Origin of the sequence: Pseudomonas sp. NPDC087626 (assembly GCF_044743405.1) — a bacterium.
Classification (GTDB): Bacteria; Pseudomonadota; Gammaproteobacteria; order Pseudomonadales; family Pseudomonadaceae; genus Aquipseudomonas.
In genome coordinates, this window is sequence record NZ_JBIUWJ010000020.1 from 78,583 (window position 1) to 104,137 (window position 25,555).

Sequence of the window (25,555 nt, forward strand, 5' to 3'; positions counted from 1 at the left end):
AAAACACAACACCCTAAGCAACACTTGTTGTTCGCGCACAGAAACGCCACCCTCAAACTTAGTTTGGTGGCGCCGTCTTATACAATAAAAATCTTATCCCCAGAGTTCAGGCGCTAAACTTGAACACTTACAACTCGATTAGTTGAGATAAGCGCACTTGATAGGCGTGCGCCATCTCGCGGATTTTTGGATGATCTGCGCCGAGCAGCGATGCACTGCTGACCCGCAGGAAGTTCACATTGCCACCGACCAAGGCTTTCCTGAGCCACACGAGCGCTTCATCGACGTGACCGTCCTGCGCCAGCAATGTTGCATGGCTGAATTGCCCGCGAAAATCGCCACCTTCGGCTGACCGTCGATACCAGGCGCGCGCCGCTGACGGATCGGCCGTGCAGGCCAGGCCTTCTTCCAGATAGCGCCCCAGCAGGTTCATTGATTTGGCGTGACCGGCGTCAGCAGCGCGCCGATACAGGTTCAACGCCTGGACCTGATCCTCAGCCACTCCGCGCCCGGTTGCCAGCAGATTGGCGAAGTTGTACAGCGCCCAGTCCAGGCCCGCATCGGCGGCGATTGCATAGTGCCGTGCGGCAACCGATGCATCCGCCACACAACCCCAGCCATGCTCATGGCAACGGCCGAGCATGTTGCGCGCCATCAGGTGTCCGCCCCGGGCTGCGATTTCGAACCAGCGCACGGCCAGTGCCTGGTCCTTGGCAATGCCTCGCCCTTCCAGCAGGATCTGCCCCAGCAGCGCCTGGCCGTCGATGCTCCCGGCCTTGGCCGCCAGTACAATCGCCTGGGCCGCGCGGGCCGGGCTTTCGCCGAGCATGGCGCGCAGTTGCTCGCCGTTCAGGACTTCTTCACGGCGCAATCGAAAGTTCACGGCTCAGACCTCGACCCAGCGACGCAGCAGGTTGTGGTAGGTACCCGTCAGGCGGATCAACGACGGGTGATCGGGCATGTCCTGGGTCAGTTGCTGGATCGCTTCATCCATCTCGAACAGCAAGGCGCGCTGGCTGTCCTCGCGCACCAGGCTTTGGGTCCAGAAGAACGACGCGTACCGCGTGCCGCGCGTGACCGCATTGACCTTGTGCAGGCTGGTGCCCGGGTACAACACCAGGTCGCCCGCCGGTAACTTCACGCGTTGGGTGCCGAAGGTGTCCTGGATTTCCAGCTCGCCACCGTCGTATTCGTCCGGGTCACTGAAGAACAGGGTCGACGACAGGTCGGTGCGCACGCGTTCGACACTACCCTTGGGTTGGCGCACGGCGTTGTCGATATGAAAGTCGAAACTGCCACCGGCGGTGTAGCAATTGAGCAAGGGCGGGAAAACCTTGTGCGGCAACGCAGCGGACATGAAGCGCGGGTGCTTCCACAGTCGGTCGAGCATCGCCGCGCCGATTTCCTGGGCCAGCGGGTGGCCTTCGGGCAGTTGCAGGTTGTGCTTGGCCTTGGCCGATTGGAACCCGGCAGTGATCTTGCCATCGGCCCAATCAGCCTGCTGCAGCGCCTCGCGGATGCGCTGCACCTCTTCACGGGAGAACAAGCCGGGAATATGCAGCAGCATGGGGGCGACACCTGAAAGTCAAAGGATCGCAATGGTATTGATTCTTATTGACTATGTAAAACCGGCGTGACGAACGAGAACGTAAAAACCGTAAGGATAAATTGTAAAGAATGTAAATTAAATGCAAATGGCAATATTTCGCAATTGATACAAATACGTGTTTACCCTATATTCCGCGGCCTCAAATCCTTGGGGAGGGGAATTCACCATGTCACGCCAGCCACAACAATCACCGGTCAGCTCACCACGTTTGCTCGCTTCTGCAATTGGCGTGGCGATTACCGCCAGCTCCGCCGGCCACATGGTTTTCGCCGCAGAAAAGACTGACGCGAAAACCTCCGGCAATGCGATCGCACTGGACGCTACCAGCGTGACCGGTGAAGCCTCGGATGCGACCTCCTACCAGGTTGAAAAGGCTTCTTCGCCCAAGTACACCGCGCCGCTGATTGACACCCCACGCTCCGTGACCGTGATTCCGCAACAGGTCCTCAAGGACACTGGCGCCCTGAACATGCAGGATGCGCTGCGCACCGTGCCAGGCATCACCTTCGGTGCCGGTGAAGGGGGCAACCCGCAAGGCGACCGCCCATTCATCCGTGGTTTCGATGCCCAAGGCGACACCTACCTGGACGGCGTGCGCGACACTGGCTCGCAAAGCCGTGAAATCTTCGCCGTGGAGTCGATCGAAGTCAGCAAGGGCCCGAACTCCGCCATCGGCGGTCGCGGCGCCGCTGGCGGCACCATCAACCTGGTGAGCAAAAAAGCCCACCTGGGCGATTCGCTCGACGGTGGTTTCACCTGGGGCTCCGACCAGACCCAACGCTACACCCTGGACGGTAACTACCAGTTCAACGATAACGCCGCTGGCCGCCTGAACCTGATGAGCCACGAAAGCAACGTGGCCGGTCGCGACAGTGTCGACTACGACCGTTGGGGCGTCGCACCATCCCTGGCGTTCGGCCTGGGTACCGACACCCGCGTCAACCTTGACTACTACCACCTGGAAAGCAACGACACTCCGGATTCGGGCATCCCCTACAGCATGCCGGCGTCAGGTCTTTCGGCCGACCGTAACAAGGGCAACCCGGATAAGCCGACCACCGGTGGCGGCAGCGACAGCAACTTCTACGGCCTGACCGACCGCGACTTCCGCAAGACCCGTACCGATACCGCGACCTTCGCCATCGAGCACGATCTGAACGACGCGCTGACCGTCAAGAACACCCTGCGCCACGGCAGCAGCATGCAGGACTACATCCTGACCCAGCCGGACGACAGCAAGGGTAACGTCAACAACGGCACCGTGTGGCGCCGCGCCAACACCCGTGTCAGCAACACCGACACCACCACCAACCAGACCGACCTGTTCGGCGACGTGTACATCGCCGGCTTCAAGAACAGCTTCTCCACCGGCATCGAGTTCAGCCGTGAAGAAAGCGAGAAGTCTTCGTACAACGTCAACACCAACACCGGGCTGAGCACCAGCAAGTGCAACCCGTCGCTGATCGGTGCTTCCAGCGGCTACAACTGCACCTCGCTGTCCAACCCGACACCGAGCGACCCATGGAACGGCGCGATCTCGCGTAACTACGCCGGCACCGATACCAAAGCCGACACCCGCGCCATCTACGTGTTCGACACCCTCGAGCTGTCGCAGCAATGGCTGGTGAACATGGGCCTGCGTTACGACCATTTCGATACCAAGTACCGCACCTACGATGGTGCCGGTGCGACTGTCGTGAACAAAGGCATCGAAGCCAAGGGCGAGGACACCAGCGAGTTCATCACCGGTCAGTTCGGTGTGGTCTACAAGCCGGCGGAAAACGGCAGCATCTACGCTTCCTACGCCACTTCCGCGACGCCACCGGGCAACTACGTCGGTGAAGGCATGGAAGGCAACTCGCTGGCAGGTACCCCTGACCGTGCGGGCAACCAGCTCAAGAGCGACATGGAGCCGGAAACCACCAAGAACTACGAAATTGGTACCAAGTGGGACCTGCTGAACGATCGCCTGTCGTTGACCGCAGATATCTTCCGCACCGAGAAAGACAACGCCCGCGTCCAGGTCGATAGCACCACCTACGAAAACGCCGGCAAAACCCGGGTCCAGGGTCTCGAACTGTCGGCCAGCGGCAAGCTCACCGACAAATGGCAAGTCTTCGCCGGCTATGCCTACATGGACAGCGAGCAAGTCGACGGCGGCCCGCTCAGCGTGACCGATGGCAACGAGTTGCCGAACACCCCGAAAAACAGCGCCAGCGTCTGGACCACTTACCAGGTCACGCCGAAGCTGACGGTCGGTGGCGGTGCGTTCTACGTCGATGACGTATTCGGCAGCGTGGCCAACACCACCATGGTCGACTCCTACGTGCGTTACGACGCGATGGCTGCCTACAAGCTGAGCAAAAACGTCGACCTGCAACTCAACGTGCAGAACCTCACCGACGAGACCTACTACGACAAGGCGTTCTCGACCCACTTCGCCAACCAGGCGGCGGGCCGGACGGCATTGTTGAGCACCAACTTCCACTTCTAAAGGAAGCGTGCAGCCCAAGGCCCCGTTCATCTCGATGAGCGGGGCTTTTGTGCGTAAAGAACCAGGCTTACCGATAACACACGGCATAATGCGCGCCGTGAAATACATATTTGAACGAACAAGGCGGTCGACGTGTTGAAGAAAACCCTGTTCCAGCTGCACTGGTTCTTCGGTATCAGCGCGGGGCTGGTCCTGGCGCTGATAGGCTTTACCGGGGCCACCGTGTCGTTTCAGGACGAGATCCTGCGCGCACTCAACCCCCAGGTGCTGCAGGTGGAAAAACTTCCTGCCGGGGTGTTGCCACCCGCCGACCTGGTGGCCAGGGTCGAAGCCAGCGAGGGCAAAAAAGTCTCGATGCTCTGGGTCGACATCGACAACGGTTATGCCGCGCGCCTGTTCTTCACCCCGCCGCCGGGCGAACGACGCGGGCAGATGCGCTACGTCAATCCCTACACCGGCGAGCTCATGGGCGAGGTGGTTGGCCAGGACTTTTTTGGCCTGATGCTGCAACTGCACCGCTTTCTCGCCATGGGTGATCTCGGTCGACAAATCACCGGTGCCTGTACCCTGATCCTGGTGTTTTTCTGCCTTTCCGGGCTGTACTTGCGCTGGCCACGCCAGTGGCGCAGCTGGCGCGTCTGGCTGACCCTGGACTGGCGTAAAAAAGGCCGGGCCTTCAACTGGGACCTGCACTCGGTGGCCGGCACCTGGTGCCTGCTGGCGTACCTGCTGGCCGCGCTGACCGGGCTGACCTGGTCCTACGAGTGGTATAGCAAGGGCGTGACCAAACTACTCTCCGACGGACCGCAAATGGAGCGTGTACGCCAGCCGCGCGGTGGGCCGCCCCCGACCGGTCCGGCGCTGGTGGTCGACTACAACGCAGTCTGGAGCAGCATCTACAGCGTCGCAGGCCCGGACCTGAGCGCGTACAACGTGCGCCTGCCGCCAGTGGCCGGCCAGCAGGCCACGGTCTACTACCTGTTGAAGACCTCGCCCCATGACCGCGCGCTGAACCAGATCAGCCTCGACCCGGCCACCGGGATCATCAAGCGCCATGACCGCTACAGCGACAAGAGCCTCAATGCGCAATTGCTGACCAGCATCTACGCGCTGCACGTTGGCAGTTACTTCGGGCTCGCCGGGCGCATCGTGCTGATGGTCACATCCCTGCTGATGCCGCTGTTTTTCATCACCGGCTGGTTGCTGTACCTCGATCGACGACGCAAGAAACGCCAGGTCCAGCAAGCTCGCAAAGACCTCGCGCCAGCCACCGGCGATGCCCCGGCCTGGCTGATCGGGTTTGCCAGCCAGAGCGGTTTTGCCGAGCAACTGGCCTGGCAGACCGCCAGCCAACTGCAGGCCGCCGGCTTGCCGGTCAAGGTCCAGCCGTTGGCCGACCTGAGCGAACAGGACCTGCGCGACTCAAGCAACGCGCTGTTTGTGGTCAGTACCTTTGGCGACGGGGAAGCACCGGACAGTGCCCGTGGTTTCGAGCGCAAGGTGCTGGGCCGGGCGGCGAGCCTGTCCAGCCTCAACTATGCGGTGCTGGGGCTGGGCGACCGGCAATACCAGCACTTCTGTGGCTTCGCCCGACGCTTGCATGGCTGGCTGGCCGAGCACGGCGGCACCACCCTGTTTGCCCCGGTGGAAGTCGACAGTGCCGACCCCTACGCCTTGAGTCATTGGCAGCAGCAACTCGGCCAACTGACCGGCCACGCCCCGGTCACCACCTGGCAAGCCCCAAGCTACAACCATTGGACCTTGAGCAAACGTGAGCTGTTGAACCCGGACAGCAGCGGTGGCGAAGTGTATTTGCTTGGCCTGACCGCCCCCGACACCAGCAGTTGGCTGGCCGGCGACCTGGTGGAAGTGCTGCCACGCAACTGCCCGTGGGCGGTCGAGCACTTCCTTGAGGGGCTGGGTATCCCGGGCGAGACGGCGGTACAGCTCGATGGTTTGCTCGAGACCCTCGAGCAGGCCTTGGCCAGCCGCCAGTTACCGGACAATCGCACACACTTGGTCGGCTTGCATGCCCAGGCCCTGGTGGACGCCTTGGTACCCCTAGCGATGCGTGAGTACTCGATTGCCTCGATTGCCGCCGACGGCGTGCTCGAGTTGATCGTGCGCCAGGAGCGTCGCCCCGACGGCAGCCTGGGCATCGGCTCTGGCTGGCTGACCGAACACGCGACCGTCGGTTCGGCGATCAGCCTGCGGGTGCGGCGCAACAGCGGCTTCCATCTGCCGGCCGCCCCGGCACCAATGATCCTGCTCGGCAACGGCACTGGCCTGGCCGGCCTGCGCAGCCTGCTCAAGGCCCGCATCGCCGACGGCCAGACCCGTAACTGGTTGCTGTTTGGCGAACGTAATCGCGCGCATGACTACCTATGCCGCGACGAGCTGGAAAGTTGCTTGATCGAGGGCGACCTGGAACGCCTGGACCTGGCCTTCTCACGGGACCAGGCCGAGAAAATCTACGTTCAGGATCGCCTGCGCGAACACGCCAGCGTGCTCAAGCAATGGCTGGCCGATGGCGCCGTGATCTACATCTGCGGCAGTCTGCAAGGGATGGCTTCAGGGGTGGACCAGGTGCTCAACGAGGTGTTGGGCGCCGAGGTGGTGTTGCAGTTGATCGAGCAAGGGCGTTATCGCCGCGACGTTTACTGACCTTGGCCGGACGCAGCCAAAGGCGCGTCCGGCGCCCTAAAAATTCATTCTTCATCCGCACCAAAAGCGGTGTGATTCCTCTCGAACTCCGACCACTCTCCAAGGCGCTCAGCCCTTACTCGAAGACCAACAAGCACCTCGGCGAGCAATTCACACGCCAGCAACAGCGTAGAGAACCTCGACACGGCTGTGATCGTAGAGAGTCGCTTTATCATCGTGCGAAAAAAATACTGAATCCGATACAGGAAGTCCCCAAGGTTTAACAACGCCGAGGACGTAGAAGCATAGATTCGTGCCAACCGGTCCAGCTCGGCTTTCCTATTCAAGTCATCCTCAATGACGCTTTCCCACAACTCGGCAAGGAAAGTCGCCCGCTCCCCACAGAGGAACCAGGTTTCACATATGCTCTGTGGCGCTTGCGTGGAAGGAAGAGAAAGTTCAGACGCTCTCGTCTTCAAGATCGGGGCAAACAGCTTGTGGATATCCTGCCGAAGCGAACTCACTTCAGCTGAGAATTCCTCCACAAATGACAGCGCATTGGCATACTCTCTCGACAACTGATCTGTGACACCGACAACTTGGTACTTACGGCAAATGCTTTTGTCAGTGTCGGTAAAATCGAACGAATCGCACAACATCGAGTTCAACAGTAAGCGCCGGTCCTTCGGAGCGTGAAGCAAGGCTCGACGACAGGCCCCGTGAAATACTTCGCCCCTGTTGACACACCCTAGAATGTCTTCACTTAAAGCACCCGCCTGACGCATCAAATAACGACACCGATCGAGATTCGTTTTCGCTGCCTCACTGAGATCGTTGGCGTACAGCGCCAACACCGGCGCGAACTCCGGTCGATGGGTTACGACATCCCCACACCCTACCTGCAATAAAAACTTATAGTACTTTCGAACAACGATGTAATCTTCGGCACCCAATAAAAGCACATCCATGGCTGATACCCCAGTAAATGAACGCAAGAAAAAATCGCGTGCCATTAACCCTTGCACGCGACTTTTCGGGGTGTTTAGTTAACTGCAGTTACAGATAGGTTACCGGATCGAGAAACCTGACAAAGGTGCTCGCCTCTTGCATGAATCCAGCAACCTGATCCTGTAGGCCACTGGCCTTATAGTCCTCCAGGCTCATCAGGAATCGGCTGACTGCGGCAGCCGCAACCGCATACTCCTCGACATACAGTTTTCGCTGATCATCCATCGCATGAAAGGCTTTGATCAACTCCATTTTATCGTTGATATTTCGCCCCCTTCGACTTTCAACGGCTATTTCTTGATAAATCTCCTCGACAGTCACCCGCAGCGTGTGACTTTCCTTAATCATCGATACAAACGAAATACTTTTGACCACTCCTTCCAAATCCTGTTTCAGCTTCTCGACCGCGGCCATCACCAATTGCACCTGAGGCGGAGTTGCCCCTAACTCCTTTACTTTATCCAGAGTGAGCTCCACAGACTTAAAGGCCTCTGAAAGCCCAATTTTATTGAGCTCATCCACCGCATCTGAAATAGTTTTCAACTTCTTTTCAGGCTCAACCAACTTGCCGTTCAGACGCACAAGTACAGCTGCATGATCAACTAAATCCGTCTGGAGCGCGGCCATGAAGCCTGCGGTCATACCTTGATCAAATGGCACGCTGATCGCGGCCCTGCGCTCAATCACTTTGATTGACATGCGAGAGGCCGCTTCATGCGCTTGCGCCAATAACTCAACCTGCTCGCTGTGGATATCTTCAACCTCATCGGATCCATCGGCCAATTCTTGATTGAGCGCGGTCAACTGGGCGATTCGGGATTTAAGATCAAGTTTTGTCGTCAAGGCTGACTCTGCCAGATCACGTAAGCTGCCGCTGACCTCGCCCTGCACGCCCTTAAACACTTCATTCACTGTGGGTAAATAGTTGCTCTTGAAGAAATACATCCTGGCTTTGACAGCCTCATCGCGCAACTGCCCACTGCAATTACGCAGGACATCAATCTTCAACTCTGGATAGGTTTGAGTTTGCACCAGCGTTTTCATGCTCTTCGCTCCTTGAATACCATATCCAGCCTTAAACTCTTCGTCGGCCTCCTTGAACAGTGCCACCAGTGCATCAGCGTTCTGATGAATTTCGGCCCACGGTGCCGCCACCAATCTGAACTGAGTCATGAACTGCCTCAGTTTGACAGCGTCCTCCATTTTCGAGATCTCCTTGGCGGACTGACTCGTATAGTTATGAATCACGTTCCAGACATGAATCAGATTTTTTGTCGCCACGTCGGCCTCGACCGCAACGACAGTCAGATTCTGCATATCTGATCTGACCCGTTGAAGTGAACCCAGAGTTTTATTCATGCCGGAAAGCTGCTTGATTGCGTCATCCTGCTCTTCGCCCAGGTTATTGCGCTCGGCACGGGTATTTTCAGCTTCAACACCGTAATAAATCGCAACACCCAACCCAATGAGAGAAAAGCTCGAGGCTGCCGTCAACGATTGACTGACCAACGCCTTGTATTGAGCGTTCAACTCATCGATACGGCTCGCACGCCGATCAATCCCCTTGTTCAGCTCTTCAATATCAGAAGCGTAGGTATTATTTGAGATGAAGGCTGTTAACAATTTTATGCGAGGCGTTACTTCTTCACGTAGTTCTACTGCAAAATTATCCAGATCATTTTTTATGCTGACGACATCGTCCAGATACTCCAGGATTTGGTGGGCAATCGAGTCCAGCACATCACCTAAATCAGATACGATCTCGTTATCCAGTAGCAACCCAGGGAACTCGTTCCCTGCCTTGAGCTCCCACTCCCGCAATTGCTCATAGGTCGAAATATTTTGGGTTTCCAACCTGTTGACGGCCCGCACATCACTGTAGATTTCCTCTACCGACTGACTGTAAACGGCCATGTTTAAACCAAACAGTCTCAAGTGAGTACCGGTCAGCATGATGCGTGCACGCAATGGTTGCCATCTGATGGCATGGTTGAATACTTTATTGAATGTTGCTAAAAAATCCGCTGCCCGAAATCCGTCCCCTCCGTCGTGCAGATCGCCGAAACTCAAATAACGGTCAACATCGCCACTGGTTTGCGGGAGTGCCAACCCAGCTGCTTCATACTTTCTAAGATCAATGATCTGTTTTTTGGTGAGCAACAATCCTGCCGGGCGAATAATCTCACTCGACGAGCCGCTCGACAAGGACAGCATGCCCTTTGGAACCGCCGCGGCAAAACTGGCAATTTCTTCCGTGGTTTTATTTTTTAACGAGGCTTCCCACAACTGCACGTCCATAACAACTCCTTTTGATATGAAAAACCAATCACTGGCTTAATTATGTCCATCAAGTGAAGTAACGACTCCACTTAGCAGACACCATATTCAAAAGATTAGACAGCCAACACGACACTACGCAAGCCAGAAAAAAAGCGCTTTGTATGCACATATTCCAGAAGCGCTAGCACAAACAAGATCTTAATATTCACACCAACTTAAACCGACATAAGTGGAATACAGTAGGCTGGGCAACAACCTGGCTAGCTCAGGTCGAGTCGAGCCTACTGCTTGTCCTTATACGCTGGCCGGCTCCAGCACCAGTTCGGTCGCCTCTGGACGCTTGAGCAGCGCATACACCACTGCCGTCAACAGGCTACCCGCGACAATTGCCAGCAAGTACAACAGGGCATGGTTGATCGCGTTGGGGATCAGCATCACGAACAGCCCGCCGTGGGGCGCCATCAGTTTGCAGCCGAAGTACATCGACAGCGCACCGGTCAGGGCGCCCCCGGCGATGCTCGCCGGGATCACCCGCAGCGGGTCCTTGGCGGCGAACGGGATCGCCCCTTCGGAAATGAAACACAGCCCCAGCACCAAAGCCGCTTTACCCGCCTCGCGCTCAGCCTGGGCGAACTTGCGCCGGGCGATGAAGGTGGCGATACCCAAGCCGATTGGCGGCACCATGCCGGCGGCCATGGTGGCGGCCATCGGTGCATAACTCTGCGAGGCCAACAGCCCCACCGAGAACGCATAGGCCGCTTTGTTGATCGGCCCACCGAGGTCAACACACATCATCCCACCCAGTAGTACCCCCAGCAGGATCGCATTGGTGGTACCCATGCTATCGAGGAAGTGGGTGAGTCCGGTGAGCATCCCGGCCACCGGCTTGCCCACCACGTAGATCATCACCAACCCGGTGAACAGGCTCGCCAGCAGTGGAATGATCAGGATCGGTTTCAGCGCTTCCAGGCTTTGCGGCAAACGAGCATAACGATTGATCGCCTGCGCGGCGTACCCGGCGATAAAGCCGGCAATGATCCCGCCGATGAAACCGGCGCCCAGAGTGCTCGCCAGTAAGCCGCCGATCATCCCCGGCGCCAGGCCCGGACGGTCGGCAATCGAATAGGCGATGTAACCCGCCAGCAAAGGCACCATCAACTTGAACGCGGTTTCGCCGCCGATCTGCATCAAGGCCGCCGCCAGGCTGCCCTGCTCCTTGAACGCCTCGATGCCGAACACGAAGGACAAGGCGATCATCAGGCCACCCGCCACCACCATCGGCAGCATGAACGAGACGCCAGTCAGCAGGTGTTTGTAGACGCCAGTCTTCTGCGTCTTGACCGGGCTACCCGCCACGGCCGCTGCACTTTCCAGCTTGCCTTCGGCCAGCGCCTTGTTCAGGGTCGCCTCGGCTTGCTTGAGGGCGATGCTGGTGCCACAACGGTAGATTTTCTTACCGGCAAAACGCTCGGTTGGCACTTCAATATCTGCCGCCAGCAGCACCACGTCGGCCTCACTGATCGCCTGGGCGCTCAACGGATTGCGCGCTCCCACCGAGCCCTGGGTTTCCACTTGCAATTCGTAGCCCAGGCGCTTGGCCGCTTGCTGCAAGGCCTCGGCCGCCATGAACGTGTGGGCCACGCCCGTCGGGCAGGCCGTGACGGCCACCAGGCGCGGCGCTGACTGACTGGCGCTGACCGGCTCGGCCATGGCCAGCGGCGCGCTGTATACCTGCGCTTCCTCGGCGCCCCGGCGCAGCACCCCATCGACATCCTGCAGGGCCTGGGACGGCGTGCTCTGGAACAGGCGCTTGCCGACGAACCGCGACAGGTCTACCGCACCGGTGCTGACCAGCAACACCCATTCGGCATCATCGATGACGGCAGCCGACAGCTGACGTTCGGGGTGCGCCCCATCGTGCACTTCGACACTGGTGCTCCAGCCCTGGCGCTGCGCCGCAGCGTCCAGCAGCCGGGCGCACAGCACACTGGTGACCATGCCATTGGGGCAGGCAGTAACAATGGCTAACTTCATGACCAACCCTCTTATTGTTCTGTCAGGGGGCGAACACGCACCGCCTGTTCAAGCTGCGCCAACTGCGCCGTGTCGTGGATGCCAAAACCGATCTGGGTCACCGCCTGCGCGGCAATCGCGGTGGCGGTGCGCAGTGTCTGCTCCGGGGTGTCGGCACTGAGCAGGCCGTGCAACATGCCCGCCAGCAAGGAATCGCCGGCCCCCACCGTGCTGGCCACGCTGACCCTGGGCGGTGTGGCATGCAGCGCCGAGCCGACACTGAACCAGTTGACCCCATCGGCGCCGTGGGAAATCACCACGTGCTCGATACCTTGCGCGTGCAAGCGGCTCGCCGCCTCGGCCTGGGCCGCCAGCGACAGCTCCGCGCAATCGAGCACCTCAGCCAGCTCTTCGCTGTTGGGCTTGATCAACCATGGTCCGGCTGCCAGCCCTGCGCGCAGCGCTTCGCCGCTGGTGTCCAGGGCGACTTTCAAGCCCTTGGCCTTGAGCCGGCGCAACAGTGCCTGCAACCACTGGGCGCTGACACCACGAGGCAGGCTGCCGGCAACCACCACCGCAGCATGCCCGGGGGCAATCTGCTCCAGCCGATCAAGCAACGCTTGCTGCGCCACCGCACTGATCACCGGGCCTGGACCATTGAGGTCGGTGATGCGTCCGTCGTCTTCGGCCACCTTGATATTGCTGCGGGTTTCCCCTGGAACGCGGACAAAGGCATCGACAAAACCGCGACGGGCGAACAACGCCTCGAACGCCTGCAGATTGTCCTCGCCGAGAAAGCCGCTGACGGTCACTTGATGCCCCAGGTCGGCCAACACCTGCGCCACGTTCACGCCTTTACCGGCAGCGTGAGTGTGCATGGCGGTGCTGCGATTGACCTGACCGGGCGCCAGTAGCGGCAACTGCACCGTGAGGTCCAGGGCCGGATTGAGGGTCAGGGTTAAGATGCGGGCCATTACAGCGTCTCCACTAATTCGCGCACTTGCTGTGCGCTGCCCACGGCCAATGCCTGTTGGGCCAATTGTTGTACCTGCGCCAGGCTCAATTCACGCACCCGCGCCTTGACCTCGGCGATGCTGCGCGCGCCGACGCTCAATTCGTCCACCCCCAGGCCGACCAGCACCGGTACCGCCAGGGGATCCGCCGCCAGCTCGCCGCACACCCCCACCCATTTGCCATGGGCATGGGCGGCACGCACGGTGATGTCGATCAGTTGCAGGACCGCCGGGTGCAGGCCATCAGCCTGGGCCGACAAGGTCGGGTGACCGCGGTCGATGGCCAGGGTGTATTGGGTCAGGTCGTTGGTGCCGATGCTGAAGAAGTCGACTTCGCGGGCCAGGACCGGCGCCAGCAACGCAGCCGACGGCACCTCGATCATGATCCCCAGTTGCAGGTCGGCCACCGGGATTTCCAGGCGCAGGCGCTCGGTCATGTCCCGCGCCTGCCGCCACTCGTCGACGCTGCCGACCATGGGGAACATGATCCGCAGCGGGCGGTTGTCGGCGGCGCGCAACAAGGCGCGCAACTGCCCCTCCATGATTTGCGGACGCTGCAGAGTCAGGCGAATGCCGCGCACGCCGAGGAAGGGGTTTTCTTCCTTGGCGATCGGCCAGTAAGGCAGCGGCTTGTCACCGCCGACATCGAGGGTGCGCACCACCAGCGGACGTGCGCCCAAACCATCGAGCACCCGCCGGTATTCTGCTTCCTGGGTGGCTTCATCAGGGGCTTGCGGGTGGGCCATGAAAATCAGTTCGGTGCGCAGCAAGCCGATACCTTCGGCGCCCTGCTCCACCGCACTGGCCACTCCGGCGCTTTCGCCAATGTTGGCGAACACTTCCACGGCATGCCCGTCGCGGGTCAGTGCCGGTTGATGGCGTTGTTCGGCGGCAGCCTTGAGGCGTTGCTCGCGGGTATCGCGCTCCTGGCTGGCGCGCTGCAAGGTTGCGGCATCGGCGTCGACATGCAATCGCCCACGCTGGCCATCGAGCAGCAACGGTGTGCCCGGGGCCAGCAGCAACACCGCCGCGCCGGCACCGACCAGCGCCGGGATTCCCAGTGCACGGGCGACAATGGCGCTGTGGGCGGTGGCGCCACCACGGGCGGTGAGAATGCCGGCCACGCGGGCCGGGTCCAGGCGGGCCACATCCGAGGGACCGACTTCATCCATTACCAGGATGTAGGGTTGCTCTGGCTCGCTTGGGGTCGGGATGCCACACAGTTGCGCCAGCACCCGGCGCCCGATGTCGCGCAAGTCCGCGGCCCGCTCGGCGAGCAAGGCATCCTGCAACGACTCCTGCTGCCGGGCCGCAGCCTCGATCACGGCCATCCAGGCCGCTTCGGCGCTTTCGCCCTGCTTCAGACGCGTATCGACTTCGTCCGTCAGCTCCGGGTCGTCGAGCATTTCCTGATGGGTAATGAAAATCTCGCGAATGGCCTTGGCCTTGCTGCGCTGGATCAGGCCTTCGATGTCGCGGCGCACCTCGGCCAGGGCGGCGTGCAGACGCTCGCGCTCTGTCGCCGTGGACTCGCCGCGCAACGGGTATTCGATGGTTTGCTGGACCTGGATATGGGCAGGACCGATGGCGATTCCGGGGGCGGCGGCGATCGCCTGGATCAGGCTGCCGGAAGCCGGTGCGACCAGCACCGTGGTGATATCGGCGATGACTTGCGGCTGTGCGCTGATGGCGGGCAAAGGTTCAACCTCTTCACCCAGGCCCTCTTCGATCGCCGCCAACAAGGCCGGCAGCGCGTCGCTGGCAATGCTCGGCTCGGCGATCAGCTCCAGCACCTGGCCACGACGGGCACCCAGGCTCAGCAACTTGCTCAGGCTTTTCACCGAGACGGCACTGTCCTGGCCATCGACGATGCGCACGCGAATCTCACCCTCAAAACTCTTCGCCAACTGCGCCAGGATCTTCGCCGGGCGGGCATGCAGGCCGTGGGCGTTGGCCAGGGCGATCCGGGCGCTCGGCCAATCGGCCGGCAGCTCGCCGCCCAGCACTTCCAGCACCGCGCGCCGGCTGGTAGCGCGGCCCAACTCGTGGCCACGACCTTCAATCAGTAACGCGCACAAGCGTTCCAGCAAGGCCTGGTGGGCCTCGCCGAGGCTGGCCAGGCAAAACAGCCCGCTCAGCGGTTGGCCCAGGTAACGAATCGGCTTGTCCGGGGTGACAAACGCCAGACCCGGACGCTTGACCGTTTGCTCGCTGTGCAACCACCACAACCCATCGCCCAGCGGCAACGCCTCGACCTGTTGCAAGACTGCCGAGAAGCCGTTGCTCACGCAGTCGGCCTGGCGCAACAAGCGCGCGCCGCGCCATACCAGTTCTTCAAAGTCGTCAGCGGACACGCCCAGGCCGATCATCTGCGCATCCAGCGCCAGTTCCTGCGGTGCCCCCTGCAGCAGTTTGAGCAACGCTTCGGCGCTACTGGCGCGGCGCAGGGCCTGGCCCAGGTCGGTTTCGCCGAGGGCGCGGGTGAGCAATTGCAGCAGGCGCAGGTGCTCATCGGACTTGGCCGCAATACCGATCGCCAGGTACACGATCTGCCCATCGCCCCAGTCCACGCCTTCAGGGAACTGCAACAGGCGCACGCCGGTGGTGTGCACCAGCTCGCGGGTATCCGGGGTGCCGTGGGGGATAGCAATACCTTGACCGAGAAAGGTCGAGCCCTGGGCTTCTCGCGCCTGCAACCCGCTGAGGTAACCCTCGGCCACCAGGCCATCGGCGACCAGTTTGTCGGCCAGCAGGTGCAATGCAGCGGCTTTATCCACAGCGCTCTGGGCCATGGATATCTGCTCTATGGTGAGCTCGAGCATCGGTTCTCCTTTTTGGTGCCTTGGGGCACCAGGTATTGTTTTGAATGAATCAGCTTAGGCTTTTATCCGTGCACTTTTTCAGGGCATTGTTTGGCAGTTACGCGGCAGACCGGACAAAAGAGTCAATAGTGCAGAAAATACGCCTGCTGAAACGTTTAATCTAGATTAGATGGCACGTTACTCGATAATCTCTCAGGCTTGAAGTCCAACCGGTCGGTTGCGTGCGACATTGGTCGGCTGCCTTATTCAGGTAGGATTGGCGAAAATGTCGGGGCACGCTCGAAAAAACAAGGAACTCCCGAGTTGAAACTCAGTGATATCGCCCAGCTCGCCGGTGTGTCCGTGACCACCGCCAGCTACGTCATCAATGGCAAGGCCGAACAGCAGCGCATCAGCAGTGCCACCGTCGAGCGCGTGCGCGCGGTGGTCGAACAGCACGGCTTCACCCCCAATCCGCAAGCGGCCGGGTTGCGCAGTCGGCATACCCGCACCCTGGGTTTCATTCTGCCGGACCTGGAAAACCCCAGTTATGCACGCATCGCCAAGCTCCTGGAGCAAGGCGCGCGGGCCCGTGGCTACCAGCTGCTGATTGCCAGCTCCGACGACGCCCCGGACAGCGAGCGCCAGTTGCTCCAGCTGTTTCGCGCACGCCGCTGTGATGCGTTGTTTGTCGCCAGTTGCCTGCCGGCCAGCGACGACAGCTATCGCCAGTTGCAGGCCAAGGGTTTACCGATCATTGCCATCGACCGGGTGATGGAGCCAGAGCATTTCTGCTCGGTGATCAGCGATGATCGCGAAGCCAGTCTGCAGCTCACCCGCAGTCTGCTGACACCGGCGCCCCGGCAGATCGTACTGATCGGCGCACGGCCCGAACTGAGCATCAGCCAGGAGCGTGCCGCCGGGTTCAAACAGGCGCTGGTCGACTTCCAGGGCCAGGTGCTGATCGAGCACAGCGAGTCGTTCAGCCGTGATGGCGGCCGGCAGTTGATGGAGGAGTTGCTGCAACGCCTCGGGCATTTGCCGGATGCACTGGTGACCACCTCCTACGTCCTGCTGCAAGGCGTGTTTGATGCCCTGCATGACTTCCCGCTGAAAAACCGCCCACTGCGCCTGGGCACCTTTGGTGACACCCAGTTGCTGGACTTCCTGCCCCTGCCGGTCAACGCCATGGCGCAGCAGCATCAACTGATTGCCGAAAAGGCCCTGCAACTGGCCCTCGCGGCTATCGAGGAAGCCCACTACCAACCCGGCGTCCAGGCCATCGCGCGGACTTTCAAGCAGCGCATTCATCAGGACTGAGCCGTGGAGCTGATCGACAGCCACACCCATCTGGACTTTGCCGACTTCGACGCCGACCGCCAGGCGCTGCTCACGCAAAGCCGTGCGCTGGGGGTCAGGCGCATGGTGGTGCTGGGGGTGTACCAGGCTAATTGGCAGCGCGTCTGGGACCTGGTGCAAAGTGACCCGGACCTGCACGCCGCATTCGGCCTGCACCCGGTCTATCTCGATCAGCATCGTCCCACTGACCTCAACGAACTGGCGGACTGGCTGACCCGCCTCGCCGGTCATCGGCAACTGTGCGCAGTGGGCGAGATTGGCCTGGATTTTTTTCTCCCAAGCCTGGATCGCCAGCGCCAGCAAGTGCTGCTTGAAGCACAACTGCAACTGGCCAAGGATTTTGCGCTACCGGCGCTACTGCACGTGCGCCGTAGTCACGCGGCGGTGATCGCCACCTTGAAGCGCTTCAAGTTGCCCCGCGGCGGGATCATCCATGCCTTTGCCGGCAGCCGGGAAGAGGCCCGCGAATACCTGAAGCTCGGCTTCAAGCTCGGCCTGGGCGGGGCCGCCACCTGGCCACAAGCCCTGCGCATGCACAAGGTGATCGCCGGGTTGCCGCTGGATTCGGTGGTACTGGAAACCGATTCGCCGGACATGGCGCCCGCCATGTACCCCGGCCAACGCAACAGCCCGGCTCACCTGCCGGCGATTTGCGCGGCGCTGGCCGCAATCATGGCCATCAGCCCCGAACAACTGGCCGCGGCCAGCACCGCCAATGCCTGCCAACTCTTCAACTGGTAACCGGCTAAGCGTGTGCCCTGGCGGCCTGCAGCACCAACTTCAGGTGTTGCCGTTGCCGCGCATAACGCATCGCCACGCAGTAGATGAACAGCGCCAGTAGCGACACATTCAGTTGCTCGATTCCCGTCAACAGCCCCAGCCATTCCATCACCAGGGCCACCAACAAGGCGCTGGCGATCATCACCCGCAGACTCGCGCGCAGCATGGTCAGTGAATCCAGGGCCTTGAGGCGCTTGAGCTCGGCAGGACCGCTGAGCTGCAGGCTTTTCTGGCAGTGATGACAGGTAAACGTCTCGTTGATCGCCATGGCATTCAGTTGCCAAGGCTTGAGCATCAGGGTGACCTGGCAATGAACACATTGCCCGGTGATTCCCTGGGAGGTGGCCGTCATGAGTTTGATCCTCGAGGCAGTGGCACATTCGCGGGTGCCAGTAAGCGCGCGAGCCTCTGCTTATTGAAGACTAAAACCGTAGGCGCGCATTGGTTTCGGACCGAAGCCACAGGCGGAAGGAACTTGTACTACAGAACATTCGAAGTCAGGCCGCCCCAGTCGACCTGACTCTGAGCATCACACGCGAAAGGCACTGATCAGATGTTTCAACTGCACCACCTGGGCCGACAGCGCGCGGCTGGCGTCCTCGGTCTGGTGCGCTCCTTCGGCGGTGCGCTCGCCGGCGCGGTTGATCTCGACGATGTTGCGGTCGATATCGTGGGCCACCGCCGTCTGCTGCTCGACCGCCGCGGCAATCTGCTGGTTCTGATCGACAATCATACCCACCGCCCCAAGGATGTTGGCCAGGGCCTTCTGCACCTTGTCCGACTGCCCCACCGTGCCACTGGCCATCTGGTGACTGATCCCCATGGCCTTGACCGCCGCGCCCACGCCACTGTGCAACCTGGCGATCATCTGCTCGATTTCTTCGGTCGATTGCTGGGTACGCTTGGCCAGGGTGCGCACCTCATCGGCCACCACCGCGAACCCACGCCCCTGCTCCCCGGCACGAGCGGCCTCGATGGCCGCATTGAGGGCCAGCAGGTTGGTCTGCTCGGCGATGCTCTTGATCACTTCCAGCACCCGACTGATGGACTGGCTGTCACTCGCCAACTGGTTGATCACCAGCACCGACGCGTCGATCTCATGGGCCAGCTGCGCAATGCTGCCCTGCTGGGACTCCACCAGCCCACGGCCACTGATGGTTTCGTCGTTGACACTTTGCGCGCTGTTCACCGCTGTCGCGGCACTGCGGGCGACTTCCTGGGCGGTGGCTGACATCTGGTTCATCGCCGTGGCCACCTGCTCGATCTGCGAGCGCTGCCCGGCCACTGCCTGATTGCTGCGGGCCGAGACTGTCTCCACTTGGCCGGCCTGACGCTCGACTTCGTTGACGGTTTGCCCCACCAGCTGGATCAGGTCGTGAATTTTTGCCACGGTGGCGTTGAACACCTTGCCCAGCTCCCCCAACTCGTCGCGGCTGTGCGCGGTGAAGGTGACCGTCATGTCGCCTGCGGCGACTTTGTCCATCACCGCCCCGAGGCGCTTGAGGGTGGTGCGCGTGGAAACGTAGAAACCGCCGTAGAGGTAGAAAATCAGCACGAACACCACCGACAGGGCCACGGCCTGCAGGATCATGTGCGTGCGGTTCTGCTCCAGGCGTTGCTGCAACTGCACGCCGAGAAAGCTCAGGGTCGCGTCGTTGAGTTGATAGGTCTGTTGCATCAGGGCGCTGACCTGGTCGTAGAATCCCTGCCAGGGCGCATCGAGGGTATCGGCCATCACCACTTGCTCTTCGAACAGCTCGCTGGCTTGCTTGAGCGTGGCCTGGCTGGCAGTGGCTGCCGGCTCCAGCACCTCACGCGCGGCATTGCTGGCGCCCAGCGCATCCTGCAGCTTGAGGGCGTACTCGGCCTGGAGTTTTTCCATCTGCACCAGCAACTCATCGAAGCGGGTGGAGGATGCCGAATTGAGGAACCCCTGCCCCAGGGAAAATGCGCCCATGGCCCGGCCGTCGCCGAGGATCTGGGTAATGCGTGGGGTGACGCTGGTCAGCAGTTCGCTCAGTTGGCGGATATCGCTCTGGTTATCGCGGCTCAAGCCCGCCTGGCTGCTGATGATCTGACCAAAGATCTGCGCGTTGCCCAGCAGCTTGGCGATCATCGCGCTTTTGCTCTGCAGGGACTTTTCCGTCTGCTGGGCCTTGAACGCGGCAAGCATTTCATCGCGCTTGGCCTCGAACACGCTGACGTGCTCCGGGTCGTCGCTCATGGCGCTCAGGCCCTGCAGGCGGGCCAGGACCTGTTGCTCCAGGGCGCTGATTTTCGTTTCGATATCGCCAGCCTTGCCGGACTGCCCCAGGGTCGAGTTGATCTGCACCAGGTTGTTCAGGGTCTCCAGGTCGCGCCGCAGAGCCAGGCCACTGCCCAGCAGGTCGAGACTCTGCAATTCAATGCGGGTGCCCTGGAATTCGCGATAGGAGTCGCGCACCAGGTAGAAGTTGGTCACCAGCATCGGCAGCAGGAACAGCACACTGATCAGGCTGAACTTCATGCCGAAGCTCAGGCGATTCATCAGTGCCACGGCGGGATAGAGCAAACTCTTCACAAGAAGTCCCCCTTTTCATTTCTTATTTTTATCGGCAGGCACGCAAAGAAAGCAGATAGCCACTACGGCGCGCTGCTTCTGTATAGCTTAAATCGGCAGGAGTTTTTGTAACTTAAGGTTAACGAGCCGCAGACTGGGTTGGCGACCGCTTCAAGGGTCGGACGCAGCCTGCGGGATCGAATTAGAGCAGGACGGTCCAGAGGGCGAACCCGGCGTACCAGACCACGGCTGCGCGCAGCAGCAATTCCCACAATTGGTCCAGGCTGTTGATGCCCTCGGGGCCCGCTACGGGTGCCGGAATTTCACCCGCGACCTTGCCGGTTTTCTCGATCAACTGCGCGGCGCTGATGTTCCAATTGAGCAATTCATGCAGCATCACCCGGCTGACCGCGACAAAGTTGCCCACCAGGGCAAAACTCGCTGCCAGCAGGCGCACCGGCAACCAGTCGAAGGCATGGCGCAACTGCGCCGCACGCTCGGCCAGCGCCGGCTGCTTGCTGTGCTCGGCCGCCAGGGCCAGCAAGCGATAACTCAAGGCCGCGACCGGACCGAGCAGGAAATACCAGAAAATCACCGCAAAAAAGCTCTGGTAGGCCTGCCACAACAAGCGGGCTTGCACCAGTTGCAGCAACTGCTCACCGCTGTCGGCACAAATCCCCAGGTCACGCTGGGCGACATGGGCGGCTGCTTGCAGGTCTTCGCGGCGCCAGGCATCGCGAAACGGCCCCAGCTCACCCAGAATGTCGCCCCGGCCCAGGCTGTAGATCACCACCAGCAAATGCACCGGCAAGGCCAACAGGCCATAGGCGACCGGCTCCAGCACCAGCAACAGCAAGCCAAGCAAGGCCACCGGCAACAACACCAGCAGGGCCAGCACCAGCCAGGGTTGGCGGCTCAGCCGGGGATGGCTTTCAAGCTTGGCCAACTCGCGCAGCCAACCGCTGTCGCGTTGTACCCGGTGGCGCAGTGCCGAAAACTTCTCGATCCATACGGCCAGCAGTAACACCACAAAACTCATTGTCCTTCCCCTTGTGCCAGGGCGGCGCGGTAACGCGTCCAGTCGAACGCCGGCCCCGGATCAGTCTTGCGTCCAGGCGCGATGTCGCTGTGGCCCTGGATACGTTCAGTGGAGATCGCCGCAAACGCGCCCTGCAACTGCAGGGTCAAGGCTGTCAGCGCCTGGTACTGGGCGTCGGTGAACGGCAGATCATCGGTGCCCTCCAGCTCGATGCCCAGGGAAAAATCATTACAACCTTCGCGCCCCTCGAACAGCGAAACACCCGCGTGCCAGGCCCGCTCAAGACAAGAGACAAACTGGGTGACGCTGCCGTCACGTTCGATCAGGAAATGCGCAGACACGCGCAGGTGAGCGATCCCTGCAAAATAGGGATGTTCGGTGACATCCAGGCGGTTCTGGAAAAACTCCTGCACCTTGCCCGTGGCGAACTGCGCCGGCGGCAGGCTGATGTTGTGGATCACCAGCAGGGAAATTTCGCCCGAGGGGCGCGCATTGAAGTTGGGTGACGGGCAATGACGCACACCTTCAAACCAACCACTCGCGGGGTCCAGCTGCATACAGGTTCCTTCAACAACGGCTTTGACAGGCTCCAGTATGCCGCGATCACCCCACGGGTGCGATCACTTGCCGCGATTGAGGCGCTGTCTGCGGCGTAATGCCCCGGCCAGGCATTTGTGATCTTGGGTTCACTCCCGGCATGGCCCTATAATCGTGACACTTTGTTTGTGGAGCCCGTTATGCCGAATCTACGCCTCGCCGACCTGACTGCCGAAATCGAAGCCAATGTGCGCCGTGCGCTGCTGGAAGACATCGGTAGCGGCGACATCACTGCACAACTGATCCCGGCCGAGCGCCTGGCCAAAGCCACCATCATTACCCGTGACGCGGCCGTCATCAGTGGCACCGCATGGGTCGATGCCGTGTTTCGGCAACTGGATCCGCGCGTCGCGGTGCACTGGCAAGTGCGCGACGGTGAGCGGGTGAACCCCAATCAACCGTTGTTTCATCTCGAAGGCCCGGCCCGTTCGCTACTGACCGGTGAACGCAGTGCGCTGAACTTCCTGCAGTTGCTGTCGGGGGTCGCCACCCGCGCCCAGTACCTGGCCGACTTTGTCGCCCAGACCCAGGTCAAGCTGCTGGACACCCGCAAGACGCTGCCTGGGCTACGCCTGGCGCAAAAGTATGCGGTGACCTGTGGTGGTTGCCATAACCACCGTATCGGGCTGTACGACGCGTTCCTGATCAAGGAAAACCATATCGCTGCCAGTGGCGGCATCGCCCAGGCCATTGCCGCCGCACACAAGATCGCCCCGGGCAAACCGGTGGAGGTGGAAGTGGAAAGCCTGGCGGAGCTCAAGGAAGCGCTGGCGGCCGGTGCCGACATCATCATGCTTGATGAGCTGAGCCTGGATGATATGCGCGAAGCGGTACGCCTGAACGGCGGCAAGGCGAAACTGGAAGCCAGCGGCGGGATCAACGAAAGTACGCTGCTGCCCATCGCCGCGACCGGCGTTGACTACATTTCGATTGGTGCGCTGACCAAGGATGTGAAGGCGATCGACCTGTCGATGCGCTTGAGCCTCTGAGGAGCAGCTGCAAGCTGCAAGCTGCAAGCTGCAAGCTGCAAGCGGATCTGCTTTGACTTGCAGCTTGCCGCTTGCCGCTTGCCGCTTGCTTTCAAACCACCAGATTGTTCATCTCGCAGTACTCCTGCCACTCGACACCCAGCACTTCGGCAGCCTCCTTGTGCAGCACCAGGCGTGCAGCCTCGAACTCTTCAGGGGTTGAGGTGTACTTGAGCGTCAATTCCCACGGCTGCAAGCCCTGGGATTCTGCCTCGTCTTCGAAGGCCCACTGGATCTGGTCTTTCTGATCGTCGGCACTCAAGTCCTTGATCTCTTCAGCCAACTGCGGCGACTCCCGCAGATAGGACTGCAGTGCTTGTTCGTGCCTGGCTTCTTGGGTCAATGCGTTAACGGTCATGGCGTTCTCTTTGATCTGGGGAATGGAAGATGGATCTGGATCATCAAGGATCTCTCTGACGCAAATAAACCGCGTGTTGCCTGGTGTATCTGGCCTTCAGAACCATTCGGGATCATTGGAAAACAGGTACTGCCTGGTGCCCGAGACAGGAATCGAACCTGCGACCTTCGCGTTACGAGTGCGCTGCTCTACCGACTGAGCTACACGGGCGGTGGGCTAAACCTAGCACTGACTTTGGGGTCAGGCAACTTCCCCAGTGGTGTCAATTTCTTGCAGGCAAAAAAATGCCCCGCAGCTTTCACTGCGGGGCATTTCTCGGAACGTTGAAGCGGTCAGGCGCAGGGCGTGATTAAACGCCCGAAGCCTTGGCTGCTGCTACGTCTTTGATGGACAGCTTGATACGGCCGCGGTTGTCCACGTCCAGTACCAGTACTTCCACTTCCTGGCCTTCTTTGAGGATATCGGTCACTTTCTCTACGCGAGCGTCGCTCAACATCGAGATGTGAACCAGACCGTCCTTGCCCGGCAGGATGTTGACGAATGCGCCGAAGTCGACGATGCGCTCAACCTTACCGACGTAGATCTTGCCGATCTCGGCTTCTGCGGTGATGCCCAGGACGCGCTGACGAGCAGCTTCAGCAGCTTCCTTGGTTTCGCCGAAGATCTTGATCGAACCGTCGTCTTCGATGTCGATCGAAGCCTTGGTTTCTTCACAGATCGCACGGATGGTCGCGCCGCCTTTACCGATGACATCACGGATTTTGTCGGTGTCGATTTTCATCGCGATCATGGTCGGAGCATTTTCCGACAGCTCAGTGCGGGACTGACCAATGATCTGGTTCCGCGGACCGAGGATGTTCAGGCGCGCTTCCAGGGCTTGGCCCAGAGCGATTTCCATGATTTCTTCGGTGATGCCCTTGATCTTGATGTCCATCTGCAGCGCGGTAACACCTTTGGCGGTACCGGCTACCTTGAAGTCCATGTCGCCGAGGTGGTCTTCGTCACCCAGGATGTCGGTCAGGACGGCGAACTTCTCGCCTTCTTTAACCAGACCCATGGCGATACCGGCAACCGGTGCCTTCATCGGCACACCAGCGTCCATCAGGGCCAGGGAAGCGCCGCAAACGGAAGCCATGGAGCTCGAACCGTTGGATTCGGTGATTTCCGATACCACGCGGATGGTGTACGGGAACACATCGGCAGCAGGCAGCATGGCGGCGATCGAACGACGAGCCAGACGGCCGTGACCGATTTCGCGACGACCAGCGCCACCCATGCGACCACACTCACCTACCGAGAACGGAGGGAAGTTGTAGTGCAGCATGAACGGGTCTTTTTTCTCGCCTTCCAGGGTGTCCAGCAGTTGTGCGTCACGGGCAGTGCCCAGAGTCGCGACTACCAGGGCCTGGGTTTCGCCACGGGTGAACAGAGCCGAACCGTGAGTCTTGGGCAGAACACCGACTTCGATGTTCAGAGGACGTACGGTCTTGGTGTCGCGACCATCGATACGTGGCTTGCCGTTGACGATGTTTTCGCGAACGGTGCGGTATTCGATTTCGCCGAAAGCCGCTTTCACTTCGCTGGAAGAAGGCTGGCCTTCTTCACCGGACAGCTTGGCAACGACCTGATCCTTCAACTCGCCCAGGCGAGCGTAACGGTCGGCCTTGACGGTGATGGCGTAAGCCTGGGAGATAGCGTCGCCGAACTCGGCACGGATAGCGCCCAGCAGTGCGGTGGCTTCAGGCTGTGGAGCCCAGGTCCAGGTTGGCTTGGCAGCTTCGGCAGCCAGTTCTTTAACAGCGTTGATCACCACCTGGAACTCGTCGTGAGCAAACAGTACCGCGCCCAGCATCTGGTCTTCGGTCAGCTCTTTGGCTTCCGATTCAACCATCAACACGGCTTCCGAAGAACCGGCAACGACCATGTCCAGGCTCGAAGCTGTCTGTTGTTCGTAAGTCGGGTTCAGCAGGTAGCCGGTGCTTTCGAGGAACGCA

At 60.5% G+C, this 25,555-nt stretch carries 18 protein-coding genes and 1 tRNA gene; 5 read left to right on the top strand and 14 right to left on the bottom strand.

Translation table 11 applies throughout. The features are described from left to right. Positions 1–127: 127 nt before the first annotated feature. Together ACIOVD_RS17745 and ACIOVD_RS17750 are read right to left on the bottom strand one after the other, a co-directional pair. Positions 128–883 (bottom strand): tetratricopeptide repeat protein, encoded by a 756-nt coding sequence (locus tag ACIOVD_RS17745; protein ID WP_401129336.1) that lies wholly within the window; start codon positions 881–883, stop codon positions 128–130. 3 nt (positions 884–886) lie between these two features. Continuing rightward, positions 887–1,567: a Fe2+-dependent dioxygenase gene (locus tag ACIOVD_RS17750; RefSeq protein ID WP_095169443.1), complete on the bottom strand. Its 681-nt coding sequence runs from the start codon at positions 1,565–1,567 to the stop codon at positions 887–889. Positions 1,568–1,775: 208 nt separating this feature from the next. Here ACIOVD_RS17750 and ACIOVD_RS17755 point away from each other — a divergent pair, with 208 nt between their 5' ends. Beyond that, positions 1,776–4,103 carry a TonB-dependent siderophore receptor gene (locus tag ACIOVD_RS17755; protein WP_095169444.1) on the top strand — a complete coding sequence of 776 codons (2,328 nt, stop codon included), beginning with the start codon at positions 1,776–1,778 and terminating at the stop codon, positions 4,101–4,103. Positions 4,104–4,235: 132 nt separating this feature from the next. Then, the gene (locus ACIOVD_RS17760; protein ID WP_401129339.1) at positions 4,236–6,767 is read left to right on the top strand and encodes a PepSY domain-containing protein; all 2,532 of its coding nucleotides are present in this window, start codon (positions 4,236–4,238) and stop codon (positions 6,765–6,767) included. A 44-nt stretch (positions 6,768–6,811) separates the two neighbouring features. On the opposite strand, the gene ACIOVD_RS17765 is transcribed toward ACIOVD_RS17760, so the two are convergent. The 5 genes from ACIOVD_RS17765 to ptsP form a co-directional block, all read right to left on the bottom strand. Then, complete coding sequence (locus tag ACIOVD_RS17765) at positions 6,812–7,714, bottom strand: hypothetical protein (RefSeq protein WP_095169446.1); 903 nt, start codon at positions 7,712–7,714, stop codon at positions 6,812–6,814. An 88-nt stretch (positions 7,715–7,802) separates the two neighbouring features. Then, entirely contained in the window at positions 7,803–10,052 is a 2,250-nt protein-coding gene (locus ACIOVD_RS17770; protein WP_401129341.1) for an alpha-xenorhabdolysin family binary toxin subunit A, read from the bottom strand. 276 nt (positions 10,053–10,328) lie between these two features. Beyond that, positions 10,329–12,068, bottom strand: coding sequence for a PTS fructose-like transporter subunit IIB (locus ACIOVD_RS17775; RefSeq protein WP_401129343.1), 1,740 nt, complete (start codon positions 12,066–12,068; stop codon positions 10,329–10,331). An 11-nt stretch (positions 12,069–12,079) separates the two neighbouring features. Next, entirely contained in the window at positions 12,080–13,021 is a 942-nt protein-coding gene (gene pfkB, locus ACIOVD_RS17780; RefSeq protein WP_401129345.1) for a 1-phosphofructokinase, read from the bottom strand. Further along, entirely contained in the window at positions 13,021–15,882 is a 2,862-nt protein-coding gene (ptsP, locus tag ACIOVD_RS17785) for a phosphoenolpyruvate--protein phosphotransferase (protein WP_401129347.1), read from the bottom strand. The genes pfkB and ptsP overlap by 1 nt, the downstream gene beginning before the upstream one ends. Positions 15,883–16,185: 303 nt before the next feature. Here ptsP and cra point away from each other — a divergent pair, with 303 nt between their 5' ends. Together cra and ACIOVD_RS17795 are read left to right on the top strand one after the other, a co-directional pair. Continuing rightward, a complete protein-coding gene (gene cra, locus ACIOVD_RS17790) occupies positions 16,186–17,181 on the top strand; it encodes a catabolite repressor/activator (RefSeq protein WP_320333632.1) in 996 nt (331 codons plus the stop codon). 3 nt (positions 17,182–17,184) lie between these two features. Then, a complete protein-coding gene (locus tag ACIOVD_RS17795) occupies positions 17,185–17,961 on the top strand; it encodes a TatD family hydrolase (RefSeq protein WP_401129349.1) in 777 nt (258 codons plus the stop codon). Between the two features lie 4 nt (positions 17,962–17,965). On the opposite strand, the gene ACIOVD_RS17800 is transcribed toward ACIOVD_RS17795, so the two are convergent. From ACIOVD_RS17800 to ampD, 4 genes are all read right to left on the bottom strand, one after another. Beyond that, the gene (locus ACIOVD_RS17800; RefSeq protein ID WP_401129351.1) at positions 17,966–18,352 is read right to left on the bottom strand and encodes a hypothetical protein; all 387 of its coding nucleotides are present in this window, start codon (positions 18,350–18,352) and stop codon (positions 17,966–17,968) included. A 177-nt stretch (positions 18,353–18,529) separates the two neighbouring features. Next, positions 18,530–20,560 (bottom strand): methyl-accepting chemotaxis protein, encoded by a 2,031-nt coding sequence (locus tag ACIOVD_RS17805; protein ID WP_401129353.1) that lies wholly within the window; start codon positions 20,558–20,560, stop codon positions 18,530–18,532. A gap of 181 nt (positions 20,561–20,741) precedes the next feature. Next, entirely contained in the window at positions 20,742–21,578 is an 837-nt protein-coding gene (gene ampE / locus ACIOVD_RS17810; protein WP_095169455.1) for a regulatory signaling modulator protein AmpE, read from the bottom strand. Continuing rightward, a complete protein-coding gene (ampD, locus tag ACIOVD_RS17815; RefSeq protein WP_401129355.1) occupies positions 21,575–22,135 on the bottom strand; it encodes a 1,6-anhydro-N-acetylmuramyl-L-alanine amidase AmpD in 561 nt (186 codons plus the stop codon). Before ampD ends, ampE begins: the two co-directional genes overlap by 4 nt. 180 nt (positions 22,136–22,315) lie before the next feature. Between ampD and nadC the strand changes: the two genes are divergently transcribed. Further along, positions 22,316–23,164, top strand: a complete 849-nt coding sequence (gene nadC / locus ACIOVD_RS17820; RefSeq protein WP_095169457.1) for a carboxylating nicotinate-nucleotide diphosphorylase — start codon at positions 22,316–22,318, stop codon at positions 23,162–23,164. Between the two features lie 91 nt (positions 23,165–23,255). Here the strand turns inward: nadC and ACIOVD_RS17825 are convergent, their stop codons facing one another. The 3 genes from ACIOVD_RS17825 to pnp all read right to left on the bottom strand — a co-directional run. Then, positions 23,256–23,561, bottom strand: coding sequence for a DUF6388 family protein (locus ACIOVD_RS17825; protein WP_320333629.1), 306 nt, complete (start codon positions 23,559–23,561; stop codon positions 23,256–23,258). Between the two features lie 134 nt (positions 23,562–23,695). Beyond that, positions 23,696–23,771 (bottom strand) — tRNA-Thr (locus ACIOVD_RS17830). A 139-nt stretch (positions 23,772–23,910) separates the two neighbouring features. Then, a partial coding sequence (gene pnp, locus ACIOVD_RS17835) for a polyribonucleotide nucleotidyltransferase (protein ID WP_401129358.1) occupies positions 23,911–25,555 on the bottom strand: 1,645 nt, incomplete at its 5' end.